The organism is Ruegeria sp. N11, assembly GCF_056531525.1.
Window position 1 is genome coordinate 118119 of the sequence record NZ_JBQFLX010000009.1, and the last position, 16326, is coordinate 134444.

Consider the following 16326-nt stretch of genomic DNA (forward strand, 5'->3'; position numbering starts at 1 on the left):
ATGGGAAGAATTCAGCCCTTTTTCAGAACCTCACGGCCCAGCAGCTCGGCAATCTGAACGGCGTTCAGGGCCGCACCCTTGCGCAGGTTGTCCGACACACACCACAGGTTCAGACCGTTCTCAACGGTCGAGTCCTGACGGATGCGGCTGATGAAAGTGGCGAAATCACCAACGCATTCAATGGGCGAGACGTAGCCGCCCGCCTCACGCTTGTCGATCACCATGATGCCGGGTGCCTCGCGCAGGATGTCGCGGGCTTCGTCTTCGTCGAGGAATTCCTCGAACTCGATATTCACCGCCTCGGAATGGCCGACAAAGACCGGAACACGAACGCAAGTGGCCGTGACCTTGATCGACGGATCGACAATCTTCTTGGTTTCGACAACCATCTTCCACTCTTCCTTGGTCGAGCCGTCTTCCATGAAGACGTCGATCTGCGGAATGACGTTGAAAGCGATCTGCTTCTGGAACTTCTTCGGCTCAACCTCGTTGATCGGGTTGTACACGGCCTTGGTCTGATCCCACAGCTCGTCCATGCCTTCCTTGCCTGCGCCCGAAACCGACTGATAAGTCGACACGACAACGCGCTTGATCTTGGCGCGGTCATGCAGCGGTTTCAGCGCCACAACCATCTGCGCGGTCGAGCAGTTGGGGTTGGCGATGATGTTCTTGTTCTTGTAGTCGTGGATCGCCTGCGGGTTACATTCCGGCACGATCAGCGGAATGTCAGGGTCATAGCGATACAGCGACGAGTTATCGATCACCACGCAGCCGGCAGCCGCGGCTTTGGGCGCATAGTCCTTGGTTGCCGCTGAACCCACGGCAAACAGCGCGATGTCCCAACCGCTGAAATCGAACGTATCCAGATCCTTGGTCGTCAATGTCTTGTCGCCAAAGCTGACCTCGGTGCCCAGCGAACGGCGGCTTGCCAGCGCGGCAAGTTCGTCTACGGGGAACTGGCGTTCAGCCAGGATGTTCAGCATTTCGCGGCCCACATTGCCTGTGGCGCCAACGACGACGACGCGATAGCCCATATCATGTCTCCTGAAGTCTAAGGACGCGCGTTCATAGCCGCGTTGCGGCGAAGAAAAAAGACTAATCGAAGCGAATTTCGGCGCGGAACACCAATTTGACACCGTTGCGGCGGGTCAATGCGCCTCCAACAAGGATCGATAGACCCGAACGATGGCTTCTGCCTCGCCCTCGATTCGAAAATTCTTCTCGACATGGGCCCGTGCAGCCTGCCCGGCCAGCGCCAGTTTTTCGCGGTCTTCCAACATGTCCTGCAACGCGCCCGCCAGCGCCTTTGCATTGTCTTTCTCGACCAGACGGCCGGTCACACCATCTTTGATCTGCGCGCTGAATGCGCCAACACCGTGACAGGCGATGGCAGGCACACCCGACGCCATCGCCTCGAGCGGGGTCAGGCCGAAGCCTTCGTGCCGTGCCGGGGCCACGAACAGGTCCAGCGCGCGATAGGTTTCCACGATCTCTTCCCACGGACGCTCGCCCAGAAAATGCACCCGGTCCGCCAACCCGGCGGCCTTGAGCTTTTGTTCCTGTTCCTGCTGAAAGCCTTCGAACTCTTTGGTGGTCCGGCCGGTGAAGATAATCTGCGCATCAGGGTGGGACGGCAGAACCTCGATTGCGGCGTCCACCAGAAGGTCCACGCCCTTTTGCGGGCGGATACGGCCAAAACAGCCGATCAGAACGCCATCGGGCAGACCGAGCTTCTGGCGCAGGGCTTGCTTGGATTGTGCGGGATGAAACAGGTCCGTGTTCACTCCGTGCATGATGACAGTTGCTGGGTGTTTCAGAAACGAAGCCGCCTGCGGTGTGGTCGCGATCAGCGCATCCATCTTCGAGATCAGCCACTTGGTAAACCCCGAATGATCGCGCTGCGCGGCCGAAGTGAAGAGCAGACGGAAATTGCGCCGGAACAGATGTTTCAGCACCAGTCCTGCCAGCATCTCGGTGTTGCGCCGGGCATGCCAGACCCGTTGCACCCGGTTCGACAGAAACGGAACCTTCCAAAGCCGGATGTGCGGCAGATCGTCGGGCAGTCCGGGTCCTGTCGCGCGAATTTCGATCAGGTCGCGTTGGATCGGTAAAAGCCGAATGATCGTTGTGGTCACGCCTGACAGGCTGTGTTTCAGGTTGGGCGCGATGACCTCAATTTCCCGCACTGTGATCTCCTGTTCAGGGTTGATTGGCATCAGTCTATGCTGTCGCGGCTGAATAGGTAAATCAGGCAGCCAATCGCAACTGTTATGGCAAAGAACCCGAAAATGGCCGTATAAGGCGCAGCGGGCCCGGCGCCTCCAGTAGCGGCATGAAGCCGCCCGGTGGCAAACTGCGCCACGCCAACGCCGCCAATTCCAAACAGGTTCAGCAGGGTGACGCCCCGGCCGACCAGATGCGGGGGGATGAAGGCACGGCCATGCGCCATGATCACGGGAAATGTGGCGCCGGTAAATCCGATCAGGGCCAGTAGGATGACGGACACCCAGACCGCGTCGGCGACCCAGATACACAACAGGATCAGGGACACAGCGCTGAGCGCGTTGCCGCCGAAGATCACCCATTTGCGTGTGCCAAGAATCCGGTCAAGCGGGCCATAGACAAAGGTTCCCGCAATCATCGCTGCACCCATTACCAGGGTTGCCTGCCCGATTTGCGCGGTGCCCAGGCCAAAGACGTCCTGCAGGTACGGCCCGGCCCACAATCCTCGCAGCGCCCCGGAAGGCGCATAGGCCACCAGCATCAACGGAAGTATCGTCCAGAGCGCTGGTTCCCTGAGCAGATCCAGCAACGATCCTTTCTGTTCTGTTTCGATCTTATGCGGATCGTGGACCGTCAGCCAGATTCCAATCGCCACAAAGCCCGAGATCGCCGCCAGTCCGGCCAGCGTTGCGCGCCAGCCCATCAGTTCGACCGCCAGTGCCGTCGGGTACGAGGCCACCAGGTTACCGACGGAACCGACACCCAGCATGACGGCGGCCAGTGTGGCAAAACGGGCGGGAGGAAACTCGCGCGCGAAGATATAGTACGAGGCCATCAGCACCGGAGAACATCCGATGCCGATCAGGGCCATCGCGATACTGATATGCAACGGCGCAGTTGCCATCGCAAAAACAGCAGCCCCTCCTGCACCGCCAATCAGCAGCAACAAGGAAGCGGTCAGGCGGGGTCCGATCCGGTCAAGCGCCCAGCCGACCGGAATCTGCATCAGGGCGAATATGAAGAACCACAGGCCCGAGGCAAAGGCCAGGTCCTCGGGCGTGGCCCCCAGGTCCCGGCCCAGATCCACGCTGAGCACAGCCAGAAAAGCGCGAAAAAACTGGCTGAGCACATAGGCCAGACACAAAACCACCAATCCTGCCTGCATGATCTGCCCTCAACCTGAATACGGGCCATGCTTGGCATGTCGTGCCATCATGCACAAGCGCGTGTGCTATGCTGAATTTGGCGGACAGACATCACAATCGGGCTATTGTTCAAATCAGGAACCGACACAAGGCACCAACGCTGAGGGGACAATGAAAGACGTTCATTCCGATTTCTATGAATCCCTGCCGCTGTTGAGGGACTTTACCGAACTTGCAAAGCCTTCGCGATTTACACCAGTACCGGATGACTGGGTCGTCGGGGTTGCGGATATCGTCGATTCGACCGGTGAAATCGCGCGGGGCCGGTACAAAACCGTGAATATGGTCGGTGCGGCGGTGATTTCGGGCATGATCAACGCAGTGGGCGGCAAGCTGTTTCCCTATATCTTTGGCGGCGACGGCGCGGGTTTCGCTGTCCCGGCCAGCGCAGCGGATACAGCCCGCGCCACCCTGTCCGCTTTGCAGCGCTGGGCGCATGAAGAGTTTTCGGTTTCCCTGCGCGGCGCCGTGGTGCCGGTTGCGGATATCCGGAATGCAGGCCGGGATGTGCGCGTTGCCCGCTATGCGCCATCGTCGGGCGTGGACTACGCGATGTTCTCGGGCGGTGGGCTGGCCTGGGCCGAGACGCAGATGAAGTCGGGGCAATACACCGTGCCGGATGCGGTACCCGGCGCGCAACCGGATCTGACGGGCTTGTCCTGTCGGTGGTCCAACAGCCCGGCGAAACATGGCCAGATCGTATCGCTGGTTGTGCAACCGACCGCGACTGCGACAGAAATCGATTTTGCCGATCTGGCACAGTCGGTGCTGTCCGTGTCCGAGGCGCTGGATCGCGCGGGCCACCCGGTGCCGGTCAACGGGCCGCCAATCTCGTGGCCGCCGCCGGGTATTGCGATCAATGCGCGTGTCATGCGCGCCGGCGGCAACATTCTTTGGCACACTATGAAGATGTTGGGTGAAAACCTGTTCATCTTTCTGCTGTTTCTGTCCGGCAGGCGACTGGGCAGTTTCGAGCCCCAACATTACAAGGAAATGGTCAGCAAAAATGCGGACTTCCGCAAATTCGACGACGGCCTCAAGATGACGCTGGATTGCGATCAGGCCACGCTGGCACGCATCCGGCAGATGCTGGAACAGGCGCGCCAGCAGGGCAAGATCCGCTATGGCATCCATGCTCAGGACGAGGCGATGATGACCTGTTTTGTGCCCTCTGCCGTTCGCGATGATCACGTGCATTTTGTTGACGGTGCATCCGGCGGTTACGCCCAGGCCGCCGCCGGGATGAGGGCTTAGTCTCTAAGGAGTCAGGCCACGGGCAATGTCCGTTATGACGTCATAGGCCATCATCACGTCCTGTTCCGTGGTTTCGAACTGTCCGGCCTGGAACCGGATGACCAGATCGCCATCCACACGTGTTTGTGTCAGATAAATCCGTCCGTCATCATTGATGGCGTTGACCAGCCGCAAATTCAGATCATCCGGGTCGGCGCAGCCTTCGGGCATGTACCGAAAGGACCAGAGTGACCACATCGGCGCCGTCGTGATCTGAAAATCCGGTTCCGACGCAAGTTTGTCATGCAGCGCTTTGGACCAGTTGACGTGATTTCGCATCCGCTGGCGCAGGCCTTCCAGCCCGTAGGTGCGTATCACGAACCACAGTTTCAGCGCGCGGAAGCGACGCCCCAATGGAACGGACCATTCCGAGTAATTGACGATCCCGTCTTTACCATGTGTTTTTAGGTATTCCGGGCTGATAGCCAGCGTCTGGACCAGATCTTCGGGCTTCTTCAGGAAATGCGCGCAGCAGTCGAACTGTACCCCCAGCCACTTGTGGGGGTTGAAGACGATGCTGTCAGCCTGTTCGATCCCGGGCCAGTAGTGCCGGTATTCGGGGCAGATCATGGCCGACCCGGCCCAGGCTGCATCGACATGGGAATAGAGGCCGTATTTGGCGGCGATTTCTAAGCAACGATCCACAGGATCGGTTGCCCCGACGCCGGTCCCGCCGACGCACAAAATGACGCCCGCAGGCTGTAAATCAGAGTCTAAATCTGCCTGAATGGCCGCTTCCAGCGCGTCGGGGTCCATTCCGCGCCAGTCGCCCTTGATGGGAACACGCACAAGGTTGTCTTCGCCAATTCCGGCAACCCAGATGGCCCTGTCGATTGAGGTGTGAACCTCGGATGAACAATAGATGCGCAGGGGTTTCTGCGCGAACAGCCCCTGTTTGTTGCCCTGCCAGGCCAGTGCCTTTTCCCGCATCGTCAACACGGCGGCCAGCGTCGCCGACGAGGCCGAGTCCTGAATCACACCGGCGAATCCGTCCGGCAAATCCAAAGCCTGCCGCAACCAATCCATCATCCGGGTTTCCATCTCGGTTGCAGCGGGCGAGGTTTGCCACAACATACATTGCGGTGCGATGGCGCTGGCCAGAAACTCACCCAGAACCGATGGGGCCGAGGCGTTGGAGTTGAAGTAGGCAAAGAACCGGGGGTGCTGCCAATGGGTGATGCCGGGCATTACGATCTGCTCAAAATCCCGGAAGATGTCTTCCATGGGCTGGGCGGTTTCGGGCGGTTCAGACGGTAACGCATTCAAGACCTCACCCGGTTCGCACCGTGCCCGGACGGGCCTGTCGCCAACGGTTTCGTGATAGTTCTGCGTCCAGTCAGCGACTTTTCGGCCCCATTCCGCGAATTCGTTCCACTGCATGCTGTTCCCCGTGTTTCCGCCTGATCCGGGATGTCCCGGGTGTTTGAATTTCCGGGGCAGTGAGAGTTATCCGGAGCGAAAGGTCAATGCGTCTAAGAAACCCGAAGTCTTGAATGTCAGGTCAAAAGGGTGTGCATCTCGGTCGCCAACGTCTTGCCAGTGATGGGAAGACACCTAAGATGCCCGGCGATGTTTCAAACTGGGGGCTGTCATGCAGGACAAGCTGTTTTCTCTTCCCGACCCTGTTGCGATACCGGTTGTCGGCGAGCAGGCCGAATATCCGGTGGGCCGAATTTTTTGCGTCGGGCGGAACTATGCGGCCCATGCGGCTGAAATGGGAAATACTGTGGACCGCGAGGCGCCGTTCTATTTCACCAAGTCCGCACCAAACGCCATCCTGACCGGAGCGACCGCGCCATATCCGCCGGGTACAGAAAACTATCATCACGAAATGGAGCTGGCGATTGCGATCGGTCAGCCGGTGTTCCGCGTCAGTCGCGAGCAGGCTTTGGGCGCGGTGTTTGCCTATGGGTGCGCGCTGGACATGACCCGCCGCGACCTGCAAATCCGTGAACGGAACAAACAGCGCCCGTGGGATCTGGGCAAGGATCTGGAAAACGGTGCCGTTTTTGCGCCGCTGACCCGGTCAGAGAACTGGTCGCCGGACAAAGACAAGCGCATTCATCTGAGCGTCAACGGTGAAGTCCGGCAGGATGCGACCCTGGACGAACTGATCTGGAAAATAGATGAGATCGTCAGCCATCTTTCAAATTACTATCACCTTCGTCCGGGCGATCTGATCATGACAGGCACCCCGGCCGGTGTCGGTGCGGTACAGGCCGGTGATGTGATTGATGGCGGAATTGACGGTCTTGAATCGATCCACCTAACCCTGTCACAGGCTGAATAGAGCCTATTTAGGGTCTTTCAGCCAGCCGTTGGCAAGCTCAACACGATCAAGACCGGCAAATCTGCGCACCCGGTCCAGCTCGGCCTCCAGACGCCGGGTGCGGGCCTCTGACCAGCGCAACTTTCGCTCGGGCCAGACGGATTGTACCCGCAATTCGCCGCTATCCCTGTGGGCCTTCATGTCGATCCGGCCGATCAGCCGATCACCTTCGAGCAGGGGGAAGACATAATAGCCGTAGGTTCTTTTGGGCGCGGGCACAAACACTTCGATCCTGTAGTGAAACCCGAACAGGCGTTCGGCTCGGTTTCGATCCCGCAGCATCGGGTCAAACGGGCTGAGCACGCGAATTCTGCCCGGTGGCGCGGGCAGTTCAGGGGCCTCTTCAACCAATCCCGGGCGGGAAAACACTTTCCTTGTACGCCCATTCGCGCAATTGATTTCGACTTCCTCAATTGCGCCGTTTTTCTGGGCTGCGGCGCACCAGTCTTTCGCCTCGGCCGCGCTGACCGTATCCCAGAACGCAGCCAGTTCGCCCGATGTTGCAAACCCCAACCTGTCCAGGGCGGCGTTGCACAGCCAGTCCACCGTTCCTTCGGCATCGCATGGTGCATAACCGGGGCACAGATGAGTTTCTATCACCCGTTCGGTCAGGTCGTAGCGTTTCTGAAAGCCATCCCGGCCAATGACGGTCAGCGCGCCCGAGCGCCACAAGAACTCCAGCGCGGTTTTGGACGGGTGCCAGTCCCACCAGCCGCCCGATCCTTTCTTTTCGTCCTTTCCCACATCGGACGAGGATACCGGACCGTGATCGCGGATGTGCAGCAGAACCGAGGCGAACTGTTGTTCAAATCCATCCCGCCGCCAATTCTTCCAGCGGGCTTTCAACAAATCGGCGTCGCGCTGAAAGCGCAGGTGCCAATGCCGGTAGAACTCCATCGGAATGACGGCGGCGTCATGTGTCCAATGCTCGAACAGCGCCCTGTCCCGTTCATACAGGCGCTTCAGATGTGTGCTGCGATAGGTGGGCCTGCGCGAAAACAGGATCATGTCATGGGCGCGGGCCACAGTGTTGATACTGTCCAGCTGAACAAAACCAAGCCGTCGGATCAGGTCCAGAAGATCCGCGCCCTTTGCGCTGCCCGACGGGGTTTCGGACAGCAAGTGACGATCCATGAACACCGCACGGGCTGTCCGGTTGTCCAGTTTCGGCAGTGCCAAGACTCTAACGCCGCTTCAGTGTGTCGCCGTAGCTGATTTTTGGCGTCAGGGTTACGCGGGTTTCAATCTCGGCTTCCGGGTCGGCCAGCTGTGCCGCGATGATCCCTGCGGCCTGGCGGCCGATTTCCAGCCGGCAGGCATCCATGGTTGCCAGTTTGCGGGGCAGACCTTGCAGCAGTTCGACATTGTTGAACCCCGCCAACCCGATCTGACCAGGGATGTCGATCCCCTGATCCAGCAGGTACAACAGCCCGCCAGCGCCGATCATATCATTGGAATAATACAGAAAATCCAGTTCCGGCGATCGTTCCAGCATCGCCTGCGTCATCTCGCGCCCCTTGGCCAGTGCCGACCCGCCCGAGTAGAACTCGCGGTCCTCGATCTCGATCCCGTGTTTGCCCAGAACCTCGGTAAAGCCCTCGAAACGTTTGCGCGCGCGGTGGTCCAAAGGCATCTTGGTCCCCATGAAACCGATATGCTGGTATCCGGCCTTCAGAATGGCCTGCGCCATTTCACGGCCGGCACGGCGGTGTGAAATGCCGACCATCGCATCCACGGGTTTGCCGTCGGTATCCATGATTTCGACCACCGGAATGCCCGCGGAATCCAGCATCGCCCGGGCCGCTTCCGTGTGTTCCAGGCCTGCGATGATCACGCCCGAAGGCCGCCACGAGAGCATCTCGTAAAGGACCTTTTCCTCTTTTTCCGGCAAATAATCGGTCACGCCGACCACTGGCTGCAATTCGGTGTCTTCCAGAACCTGATTGATGCCGGTCAGGACCTCGGGGAAGACCATGTTGGACAGTGAGGGGATGATGACCGCAACCAGATTGACCCGGCTGGATGCCAGCGCACCCGCAATTTTGTTGGGCACGTATCCCAGCTCTTTTGCGGCGGCCAGAACCCGTGTTCGGGTCGCATCCGATACATCACCCCGATTGCGCAGGACCCTGCTGACCGTCATTTCGGATACCCCCGACGCTTCCGAGACATCGCGAAGGGTGAGCGGGCGTTTTGTTTCTGTGGTCACGAGGCACCTGCACTGTTGTTTTGCCCGATGGTAGCGTGAACACGGCGACAAGTACAACAACTCTGCTTCTGCATCGGGCGCTGGGCCGGTCGGACCTTTTGTGCATCGGAGCGACCCTACATATTTGTAACGAGTTCAATTAAACACGCGAGTCAACGCCCGCAGTTTCAGGCCTAAAAATCTCAAGTCCGCGAACTGAACCGACGACTATTGAACACATAAAGAGATCTAGGAAAACACACACACTCGCGGTGGCGCATACCAAACCGCGTAGCAAGCGCGAACATGCAATTTCTGATTTCGCAAATGGCCCATGCAACGCCGCAATCAATTGTTGACCGTGTCTTACATATTCTGGCATGAACGCGCCATGTTCGGTTCCGGGGACATCTTCGGAAGCAATAGGGAATGCAGTGCGGCACATTTTGCCAACTCTGCAACTGCCCCCGCAACTGTAGGCGGCGAGCGCGGCTGATAATGCCACTGGGGTATCCCGGGAAGGTTAGTTTAGCGCTTTGACCCGCAAGTCAGGAGACCTGCCGAACATGCGCCCTTGGAAGGGGCGTTCATCATCGGCGACGGGGTGTGCGCCGGATCTGTTTGCCCGACAAGGCAGATGGCTTCGCGTTCCCCATCGTCAAAGCAGAATTGTTCCGGGGAAGGCGCGACGTGAGAAGGACTCGATTTGTGAAAAAACTGCTGGTGGCTGCAACGGCTGCTTTGGCGATGCCTGCATTGGCGCAGGCCCATTTCCTGCTGGAATATACCGACGACACGATGATCGAACGCCCCGGTGACGTTCCGGTCAAACTGGTTTTCTGGCACCCGTTTGAAGCTGGTCACGTGATGACCCTGGAAAAACCGGAAGAATTCTTTGTGATCCACAACGGTGAAAAAACCGATCTGATGGGTACGCTGCAAGAAACCACCTTTGAAGGACCGGACAACATTGCCAAAGCGTTCCTGGGCTCGATTCCGGTGAAGCGCTCGGGTGACTATGTGGTGGTTACAGTTCCTGCGCCTTACTACGAAGAATCCGAGGATATCTATATCCAGCAGATCACCAAGGCTTACCTCAACCGAAACGAACTGCCGACCGATTGGGATCAGCCGCAGGGGCTGGCCGCCGAGATTCTGCCGCTGAACAAGCCTTACAACATCATCGCCGGGTCAACCTTTACCGGTCGCGTGTTGAGCGAGGGACAGCCCGTCGCCGGCGCAAAAATCGAAATCGAGTACATCGCCGCAGCACCGGACATGACCGGCACCGGCGCGAAGGACGCCACCGTGTCCCCATTGCCGGGCGGCGCGTTGGTCGCGATTTCGGATGACAACGGATATTTCACTTTTGGTGTGCCAAAAGCCGGGTACTGGGGCTTCGCCGCTTTGGGCGTGGGCCCGGAAACCGAGCATGAAGGCAAAGAGCTGAGCCAGGATGCGGTCATCTGGATCCGCGCCTGGGATCTGGAGTAAGCCTGAATGCACATCGTCGACGGAGCCCTTTCCAACCCTGTCGTGATCGGCGGTGCGGTCGCCGCGGCTGGCGGGATCGCATTGGGCCTGAAATCGCTGGATCTGGATCGCATTCCCACGGCGGGCGTGTTGTCGGCCAGCTTTTTTGTCGCCTCGCTGATCCATGTGCCGATTGGCCCGTCGTCTGTGCATTTGATTCTGAACGGTCTGGCCGGGCTTCTGCTCGGCTGGGCCGCCTTTCCGGCCCTTTTTGTCGGCTTGCTGCTGCAGGCCGTGTTCTTTGGTTTTGGCGGATTGACCGTGCTGGGGATCAACACGGTGAATATCGCCCTTCCGGCGGTGCTGACCTGGATGATCTTTGGTCGCCTGATCGCACGTGGCTCACCTGTTCAGGGGGCGATCTGGGGCGGAATTGGCGGCGCGTTTTCGATCGCGGCCACAACGGCTTTCGTCGCGGTTTCGCTGGCGCTGTCCGGCGATGAGTTCCTGCCCGCTGCCAAGCTTGTCTTTTTCGCCCACATTCCCGTCATGGCTATCGAGGCCGTGCTGACAGGTTTTGCCGTTCTTCTGGCCCGCAAGGTCAAACCGGAACTTTTTGTAAAGGTTGCGTCCACATGAAACAGTTGATCCTTGTTTGTACGCTTGCTCTCGCCCCGCTCCCGGCTCTTGCGCATAAGGTTATTGCAGGCGTTTTTCCGGCAGGCGACGCAATCGAAGGCGAGCTGGGGTTTTCCAATGGCGATATGGCCGCAGACCAGGAAGTCATCGTCTATGGCCCCGATGGCTCTGAACTGGGACGCACAGTAACCGATACGGACGGTTTCTTTCTCTACAGCCCGACCAAAGCTGTGACTCATACATTCAAGGCAGATCTGGGTGCAGGGCACGTCGCCGAAGTTGCCATGCCGGCCGACGAAGTGGCCGAAATCATGGGGGTCGAAGCCGAGCTTTCTGAAACAGCCACGCCGGTTGCATCTGCGGATGGCGCGGCAGCGGTGACAGTGGCCTCGCTCTCGGATGAGGAACGAGCGGCCATCGCCAAAGCGGTGCGCGACGAAACCCGCCCACTGCGGCGCGAGATCGCCGCCTATCGCGAGCACAATGATCTGCAGAACATCTTGGGTGGTATTGGCTATATCATTGGTCTGTTCGGCATCGGCTTTTACCTGGCCGCGCGTAAAAAGATGGCCACCTGATGGCACATGCGCTGGAACCACAGGCCAAAACACTGGCCGAGGCAGGCAAAGCCGCCCATTTCGGGATGATCGGAGACTACGATCCCCGTATGCGCATCGTGCTGGCCTGCATCTTTGCCATCGTCACGGTTGCCCTCAACAGCATTCCGGCGCTGATCGGCGCTTTGTCCGTCTCGCTTGGGTTACTGGTGATGTCACGCTTGCCAGTCGGCCGGACCCTCAAGCGTATGGCCATGATGGACAGCTTCATCATCTTCATGCTGGTGTTGCTGCCATTCTCAATGCCCGGTGACGCGATGTTCACGGTTTTTGGCTTTCCGGCCAGTTGGCAGGGCCTTTGGAAAGCTTTCGAGATTGCACTGACGGCCAACGCGGTCATCCTTGCGCTGATGGTTCTGGTCGGAACGATGGAACCTGTGACGCTTGGACACGCTTTGCACAAGCTGCGCTGCCCCGAGGCGCTTGTGCACCTTTTGATGTTCACCATCCGCTACATCGAGGTGTTGCGGGAAGAATACCTGCGCCTGCGCGGCGCGATGAAGATTCGCGGATTTCGCCCCGGCACAAACTGGCACACCTACCGAAGCTTCGGGTATCTGGTCGGCATGATGCTGGTGCGCGCGATTGAACGGTCAGAGCGGATTCTGGCGGCGATGAAATGCCGGGGGTTTTCCGGGCGTCTTTTGTTGCTGCAGGACTTTAACATGACACGACGCGATCACATGTTCGCCGCGATGCTGTGCACCGTTTGCCTTGGCCTGCTGTTCCTGGATTATCTATGACGATCCTCAAGCTTGAAGACATTTGTTTTGCGTACCCTGGCCAGCCACCAGTGCTGGACGGCGCTTCGCTGCAGCTTGAACCGGGGCAGCGCCTCTCGATTGCGGGCCCGAATGGCGCGGGAAAGTCTACCCTGTTTCGTATTGCCCTTGGCCTGCAAACGCCAAGCGCCGGGCGCGTGACCGTCCTGGGAAAGGAAAGGCGCGTCGAGGCGGATTTTCACGAAGTCCGCCGTCAGGTCGGGCTGGTTTTTCAGGATCCCGATGATCAGTTGTTTTGCCCGACGGTGGCGGAAGACATCGCATTTGGTCCTCTCAACCTCGGGCGCAGCAAGTCCGAGGCGCTTGCCATCGTCGACAAGGTGCTTTCCGATCTGGATCTGTTAAACCTGCGTGATCGCATTACGCACAAGCTCTCTGGTGGAGAGAAGCGGCTTGTGACCCTTGCAACCGTTTTGGCGATGGAGCCGGAGGCGCTGCTTTTGGATGAGCCCACCAATGCGCTGGACGCCAAAAATGAAGCGCGACTTCTGGAAATTCTGCGAAGCCTGCCGCAGGCTATACTGCTGGTAAGCCACGCACCATCGTTTCGCGCGGCATTGGCACCAGACACGCTGGAACTGCGAAACGGGCGGATTGTCAGCCCAAGTGAATGACCTGTTCGCACGAGCTATGCGAATGTCCGCGACGGAGTGCCGTCGTCAGGAAGCCTGCGCGTGCACGCGGTATGACCCGGGGGTCCGGCTGGTCCACTTTCGAAAGGCGCGGTGAAAATTCGCCGGAGCCGAAAACCCGGTGTCAAAGGCGATCTGTTCAATACTGAGCGTACTTTGCTGAAGCGCGCGGATGGCAATGTCGCGGCGCAGTGCATCCTTGATGTCCTGAAAAGAAGTCCCTTCTTCTTTCAAACGCCTGTTCAAGGTCCGCGGCGTCATTTTCAGGGCACGCGCTGCATCGGGAAGCTGGCAGGTTTGCCATGTTGCGCCGTAGAGAAACGCGCGGACGCGAAGGCTGTTTGTATGTGCGCGCGAACCGGTAAAGATCCAGTCCAGCGGCGCGCGTTCAAGGAACACGGATGCCTCAGCCGAGCTGCGGGTTACCGGGCGGGTGAACTGGCGCGGGTCGAAAAGGATACTGGTCTGCCGAGCGTCAAACTCGACAGCGCATGGGAAGACGACGGCGTAGTCGGCGGCAAATTCCGGGCGGGCAAAGGCAAAGCGAACGGCTTTTACTGGTGTTTCCGTCCCGCCAAGCCAGGACAAAAGCCCATGCGCCAGTTTCAGGATCAGCATGTGGCCGAAACGCTGCGGGCGCGTGTCGTCCGAATATGGGACCAACGCCAGTTCCACCGCGTCGGATTTGCTGTGCAAGTCCAGGCGGAAGTCATCCAGAAGCAGGTTCCAAAATGTCGAGAAACGATAAAGCGCCGAGGTCAGGCTGCTCGCTTCGCGCTGTACCGTCACCAAATGCTGCAGGGCGCGGGGCCGGATCGGACGGCTCCAGAGCCCCATCATTTCGTCCCCGGTTTCGGGCGCGGCAAGCTGATAGAGCCGGGCGATTTCATTCAGTGTGACGCGCTGAGAAGGTGCCATCGGGTTGGCCTGCAGGCCCGAACGCTCCAACAGCGATGTCATTTCTGCCGGAGTGCAACGGGACTTCAGCGCATCCAGCCAATCCTGGACAAATCCCGCCGATACAGTCGTCAGAGATATCGGGTCATGGCTGGTCATCTGAACCTCACGTTGGCGTAATCGGATATCATTTTGTCAAGAAATGAGCTTATCGGCAAACCATTGGGCGGGTAGATGACGCGAAACCATAGTCGCCGCAGGGGAGCCTGGCATGTCCTATCAGCCGCCCGTACAGGATTTGATGTTTTGCATCGAACACTTGTCCCACTGGGACAAGGTGTCCCGGGTGGAAGTGTATTCGGAATACGACCTGACGGATATTGGTGCCGCTCTCGAGGGATATGCCCGGTTCTGCAGCGAACAGATCGCGCCATTGTCACATATCGGGGACACGCTGGGCGCGCAGTTCGACAATGGCCGTGTGACAATGCCCGAGGGTGACGCGCAAGCTTATGTGCAGTTCGTCGAAATGGGGTGGCAGGCGCTGACCCATCCGGTGGAATATGGCGGTATGGGATTGCCGCGCGCCGTCGGCGCGGCAGCCGTTGAAATGCTGAATGCCGCTGATATGAGCTTTGGTCTTTGCCCGCTGCTGACCGACGGGGCGATTGAGGCGTTGCTGCTGACCGGTTCGGACGAACAGAAAGCCACCTATCTGGAACCGCTGATCGCAGGGCGCTGGTCCGGCACGATGAACCTGACCGAACCGCAGGCAGGCAGTGATCTGGGCCGCGTGGCGACCAGGGCGGTGCAGCGCGGGGATGGCAGCTATGGCGTCTCTGGCACCAAGATCTTCATCACATATGGCGCGCACGATCTGACCGAGAACATCATTCATCTGGTGCTGGCCCGCACACCTGACGCGCCTGCCGGGCCGAAGGGGCTGAGCCTGTTCATCGTCCCGCAAAAACTGGTGGGGCCGGATGGCACGCCAGGCGTCGAGAACACGGTCAATTGCATAAGCATCGAACACAAACTGGGCGTTCGTGCCAGCCCGACTGCGGTTCTGGAATACAAAGACGCCACCGGTTTCCTGATCGGCGAGGAAAACCGCGGGCTGGAATATATGTTCATCATGATGAACGCCGCTCGGTTTTCTGTTGGGGTTCAGGGCATCGCGACCTCTGAACGGGCTTACCAACGCGCTCTGGCCTATGCGCGCGACCGGGTGCAGAGCCGTCCCGTGAATGGTCAGACCAAAGACGCGGTCGCCATCATCGAACACCCGGATGTGCGCCGTATGCTGATGCGGATGCGCAGCCTGACCGAAGGTGGCCGGGCTATGGCGGCCGCAACGGCAGGCCTGCTGGACATCGCACATCATCAGGACGATCCGGCAATCGCTGCGCTGGCCGAATTCATGGTCCCGCTGGTCAAAGGTTTCTGCTCGGAACGCGCGGTCGAGGTCGCCTCGCTGGGCGTGCAAATCCACGGCGGCATGGGCTTTATCGAAGAAACCGGAGCCGCGCAGCACTACCGCGACGCCCGCATTCTGCCGATTTACGAAGGCACCACAGCCATTCAGGCCAACGACCTTCTGGGGCGCAAAGTGATGCGCGACGGAGGAGAAACCGCCCGCCGGTTCGCCGCCCGAATTGCCGAGACCGAAGCGCAACTGGCAAAAGGAGATGCCAGCGCGCAGGCAATTGGCGCAAGTCTTGCTCAGGCGCGTGGCGCATTTGAGGCCGCGCTGGACTGGTTGCTGGAAAACAGCCGAATGGACATCGACGCGGCCTTTGCAGGCTCTGTCCCGTTCCTTATGCTGGCCGGGACACTGGCGGCGGGGTGGAAACTGGCAAAAGGTGCCGTGGCTGCGCAAAATGCACTGGACGCCGGGCAGGATACACAATTCATGACCCAGAAAATCGCCACCGCCCTGTTCTTTGCTCAGCACATTCTGCCTGAATATGCCACCGAACACGCCCGCATCCTGCATGGCTCGCGCAGTCTGCTTGACGCGACTTTCCCCGAATAACGCCTGGATAGGA

General features: G+C 59.2%; 15 protein-coding genes and 1 riboswitch. Of the genes, 8 read left to right on the forward strand and 7 right to left on the reverse strand.

Annotated features, from left to right (window positions below):
- Positions 1-11 precede the first annotated feature (11 nt).
- The 3 genes from ACR0J8_RS11490 to ACR0J8_RS11500 form a co-directional block, all read right to left on the reverse strand.
- Positions 12-1034, reverse strand: a complete 1023-nt coding sequence (locus tag ACR0J8_RS11490; RefSeq protein WP_170612623.1) for an aspartate-semialdehyde dehydrogenase — start codon at positions 1032-1034, stop codon at positions 12-14.
- A 114-nt stretch (positions 1035-1148) separates the two neighbouring features.
- On the reverse strand, positions 1149-2216 hold the full coding sequence (locus ACR0J8_RS11495) for a glycosyltransferase family 4 protein (RefSeq protein WP_480890243.1): 1068 nt from the start codon (positions 2214-2216) through the stop codon (positions 1149-1151).
- Positions 2216-3388: an MFS transporter gene (locus tag ACR0J8_RS11500; protein WP_170680250.1), complete on the reverse strand. Its 1173-nt coding sequence runs from the start codon at positions 3386-3388 to the stop codon at positions 2216-2218. Before ACR0J8_RS11500 ends, ACR0J8_RS11495 begins: the two co-directional genes overlap by 1 nt.
- A 151-nt stretch (positions 3389-3539) precedes the next feature.
- Here ACR0J8_RS11500 and ACR0J8_RS11505 point away from each other — a divergent pair, with 151 nt between their 5' ends.
- Positions 3540-4682 carry a DUF3095 domain-containing protein gene (locus ACR0J8_RS11505; RefSeq protein WP_480714331.1) on the forward strand — a complete coding sequence of 381 codons (1143 nt, stop codon included), beginning with the start codon at positions 3540-3542 and terminating at the stop codon, positions 4680-4682.
- A 3-nt stretch (positions 4683-4685) separates the two neighbouring features.
- On the opposite strand, the gene ACR0J8_RS11510 is transcribed toward ACR0J8_RS11505, so the two are convergent.
- Positions 4686-6101: a pyridoxal phosphate-dependent decarboxylase family protein gene (locus ACR0J8_RS11510; protein WP_480890247.1), complete on the reverse strand. Its 1416-nt coding sequence runs from the start codon at positions 6099-6101 to the stop codon at positions 4686-4688.
- A gap of 211 nt (positions 6102-6312) precedes the next feature.
- Here ACR0J8_RS11510 and ACR0J8_RS11515 point away from each other — a divergent pair, with 211 nt between their 5' ends.
- Complete coding sequence (locus ACR0J8_RS11515; protein ID WP_480523139.1) at positions 6313-7011, forward strand: fumarylacetoacetate hydrolase family protein; 699 nt, start codon at positions 6313-6315, stop codon at positions 7009-7011.
- A 3-nt stretch (positions 7012-7014) separates the two neighbouring features.
- On the opposite strand, the gene ACR0J8_RS11520 is transcribed toward ACR0J8_RS11515, so the two are convergent.
- The gene (locus ACR0J8_RS11520; RefSeq protein ID WP_480890251.1) at positions 7015-8229 is read right to left on the reverse strand and encodes a winged helix-turn-helix domain-containing protein; all 1215 of its coding nucleotides are present in this window, start codon (positions 8227-8229) and stop codon (positions 7015-7017) included.
- 4 nt (positions 8230-8233) lie between these two features.
- Positions 8234-9259 carry a LacI family DNA-binding transcriptional regulator gene (locus ACR0J8_RS11525; RefSeq protein ID WP_170612609.1) on the reverse strand — a complete coding sequence of 342 codons (1026 nt, stop codon included), beginning with the start codon at positions 9257-9259 and terminating at the stop codon, positions 8234-8236.
- A 358-nt stretch (positions 9260-9617) separates the two neighbouring features.
- A riboswitch (cobalamin riboswitch) is annotated at positions 9618-9817 on the forward strand.
- Between the two features lie 129 nt (positions 9818-9946).
- On the opposite strand from ACR0J8_RS11525, the gene ACR0J8_RS11530 reads away from it, so the two are divergent.
- Genes ACR0J8_RS11530 through ACR0J8_RS11550 form a run of 5 tightly spaced genes read left to right on the forward strand, consistent with a single transcriptional unit; the run spans position 9947 to position 13363 of the window.
- Positions 9947-10732 carry a DUF4198 domain-containing protein gene (locus ACR0J8_RS11530; RefSeq protein WP_480523143.1) on the forward strand — a complete coding sequence of 262 codons (786 nt, stop codon included), beginning with the start codon at positions 9947-9949 and terminating at the stop codon, positions 10730-10732.
- 6 nt (positions 10733-10738) lie between these two features.
- Positions 10739-11350, forward strand: a complete 612-nt coding sequence (gene cbiM / locus ACR0J8_RS11535; RefSeq protein WP_480523145.1) for a cobalt transporter CbiM — start codon at positions 10739-10741, stop codon at positions 11348-11350.
- Positions 11347-11928 (forward strand): cobalt ABC transporter permease, encoded by a 582-nt coding sequence (locus ACR0J8_RS11540; RefSeq protein ID WP_480523146.1) that lies wholly within the window; start codon positions 11347-11349, stop codon positions 11926-11928. Before cbiM ends, ACR0J8_RS11540 begins: the two co-directional genes overlap by 4 nt.
- Complete coding sequence (gene cbiQ / locus ACR0J8_RS11545; RefSeq protein ID WP_480523148.1) at positions 11928-12710, forward strand: cobalt ECF transporter T component CbiQ; 783 nt, start codon at positions 11928-11930, stop codon at positions 12708-12710. Before ACR0J8_RS11540 ends, cbiQ begins: the two co-directional genes overlap by 1 nt.
- Entirely contained in the window at positions 12707-13363 is a 657-nt protein-coding gene (locus ACR0J8_RS11550; protein WP_480523150.1) for an energy-coupling factor ABC transporter ATP-binding protein, read from the forward strand. Before cbiQ ends, ACR0J8_RS11550 begins: the two co-directional genes overlap by 4 nt.
- 45 nt (positions 13364-13408) lie before the next feature.
- Here ACR0J8_RS11550 and ACR0J8_RS11555 read toward each other — a convergent pair whose 3' ends face one another.
- Positions 13409-14437, reverse strand: coding sequence for an AraC family transcriptional regulator (locus ACR0J8_RS11555; RefSeq protein WP_480890257.1), 1029 nt, complete (start codon positions 14435-14437; stop codon positions 13409-13411).
- Between the two features lie 112 nt (positions 14438-14549).
- Here ACR0J8_RS11555 and ACR0J8_RS11560 point away from each other — a divergent pair, with 112 nt between their 5' ends.
- A complete protein-coding gene (locus tag ACR0J8_RS11560) occupies positions 14550-16313 on the forward strand; it encodes an acyl-CoA dehydrogenase family protein (RefSeq protein WP_480890260.1) in 1764 nt (587 codons plus the stop codon).
- Positions 16314-16326: the final 13 nt, after the last annotated feature.

Coding starts and splice junctions, on each gene's coding strand:
- ACR0J8_RS11490 (WP_170612623.1), bottom strand. CDS start 1,034: ATGGGCTATCGCGTCGTCGTCGTTGGCGCCACAGGCAATGTGGGCCGC.
- ACR0J8_RS11495 (WP_480890243.1), bottom strand. CDS start 2,216: ATGCCAATCAACCCTGAACAGGAGATCACAGTGCGGGAAATTGAGGTC.
- ACR0J8_RS11500 (WP_170680250.1), bottom strand. CDS start 3,388: ATGCAGGCAGGATTGGTGGTTTTGTGTCTGGCCTATGTGCTCAGCCAG.
- ACR0J8_RS11505 (WP_480714331.1), top strand. CDS start 3,540: ATGAAAGACGTTCATTCCGATTTCTATGAATCCCTGCCGCTGTTGAGG.
- ACR0J8_RS11510 (WP_480890247.1), bottom strand. CDS start 6,101: ATGCAGTGGAACGAATTCGCGGAATGGGGCCGAAAAGTCGCTGACTGG.
- ACR0J8_RS11515 (WP_480523139.1), top strand. CDS start 6,313: ATGCAGGACAAGCTGTTTTCTCTTCCCGACCCTGTTGCGATACCGGTT.
- cbiM (WP_480523145.1), top strand. CDS start 10,739: ATGCACATCGTCGACGGAGCCCTTTCCAACCCTGTCGTGATCGGCGGT.
- ACR0J8_RS11540 (WP_480523146.1), top strand. CDS start 11,347: ATGAAACAGTTGATCCTTGTTTGTACGCTTGCTCTCGCCCCGCTCCCG.
- cbiQ (WP_480523148.1), top strand. CDS start 11,928: ATGGCACATGCGCTGGAACCACAGGCCAAAACACTGGCCGAGGCAGGC.
- ACR0J8_RS11550 (WP_480523150.1), top strand. CDS start 12,707: ATGACGATCCTCAAGCTTGAAGACATTTGTTTTGCGTACCCTGGCCAG.
- ACR0J8_RS11555 (WP_480890257.1), bottom strand. CDS start 14,437: ATGACCAGCCATGACCCGATATCTCTGACGACTGTATCGGCGGGATTT.
- ACR0J8_RS11560 (WP_480890260.1), top strand. CDS start 14,550: ATGTCCTATCAGCCGCCCGTACAGGATTTGATGTTTTGCATCGAACAC.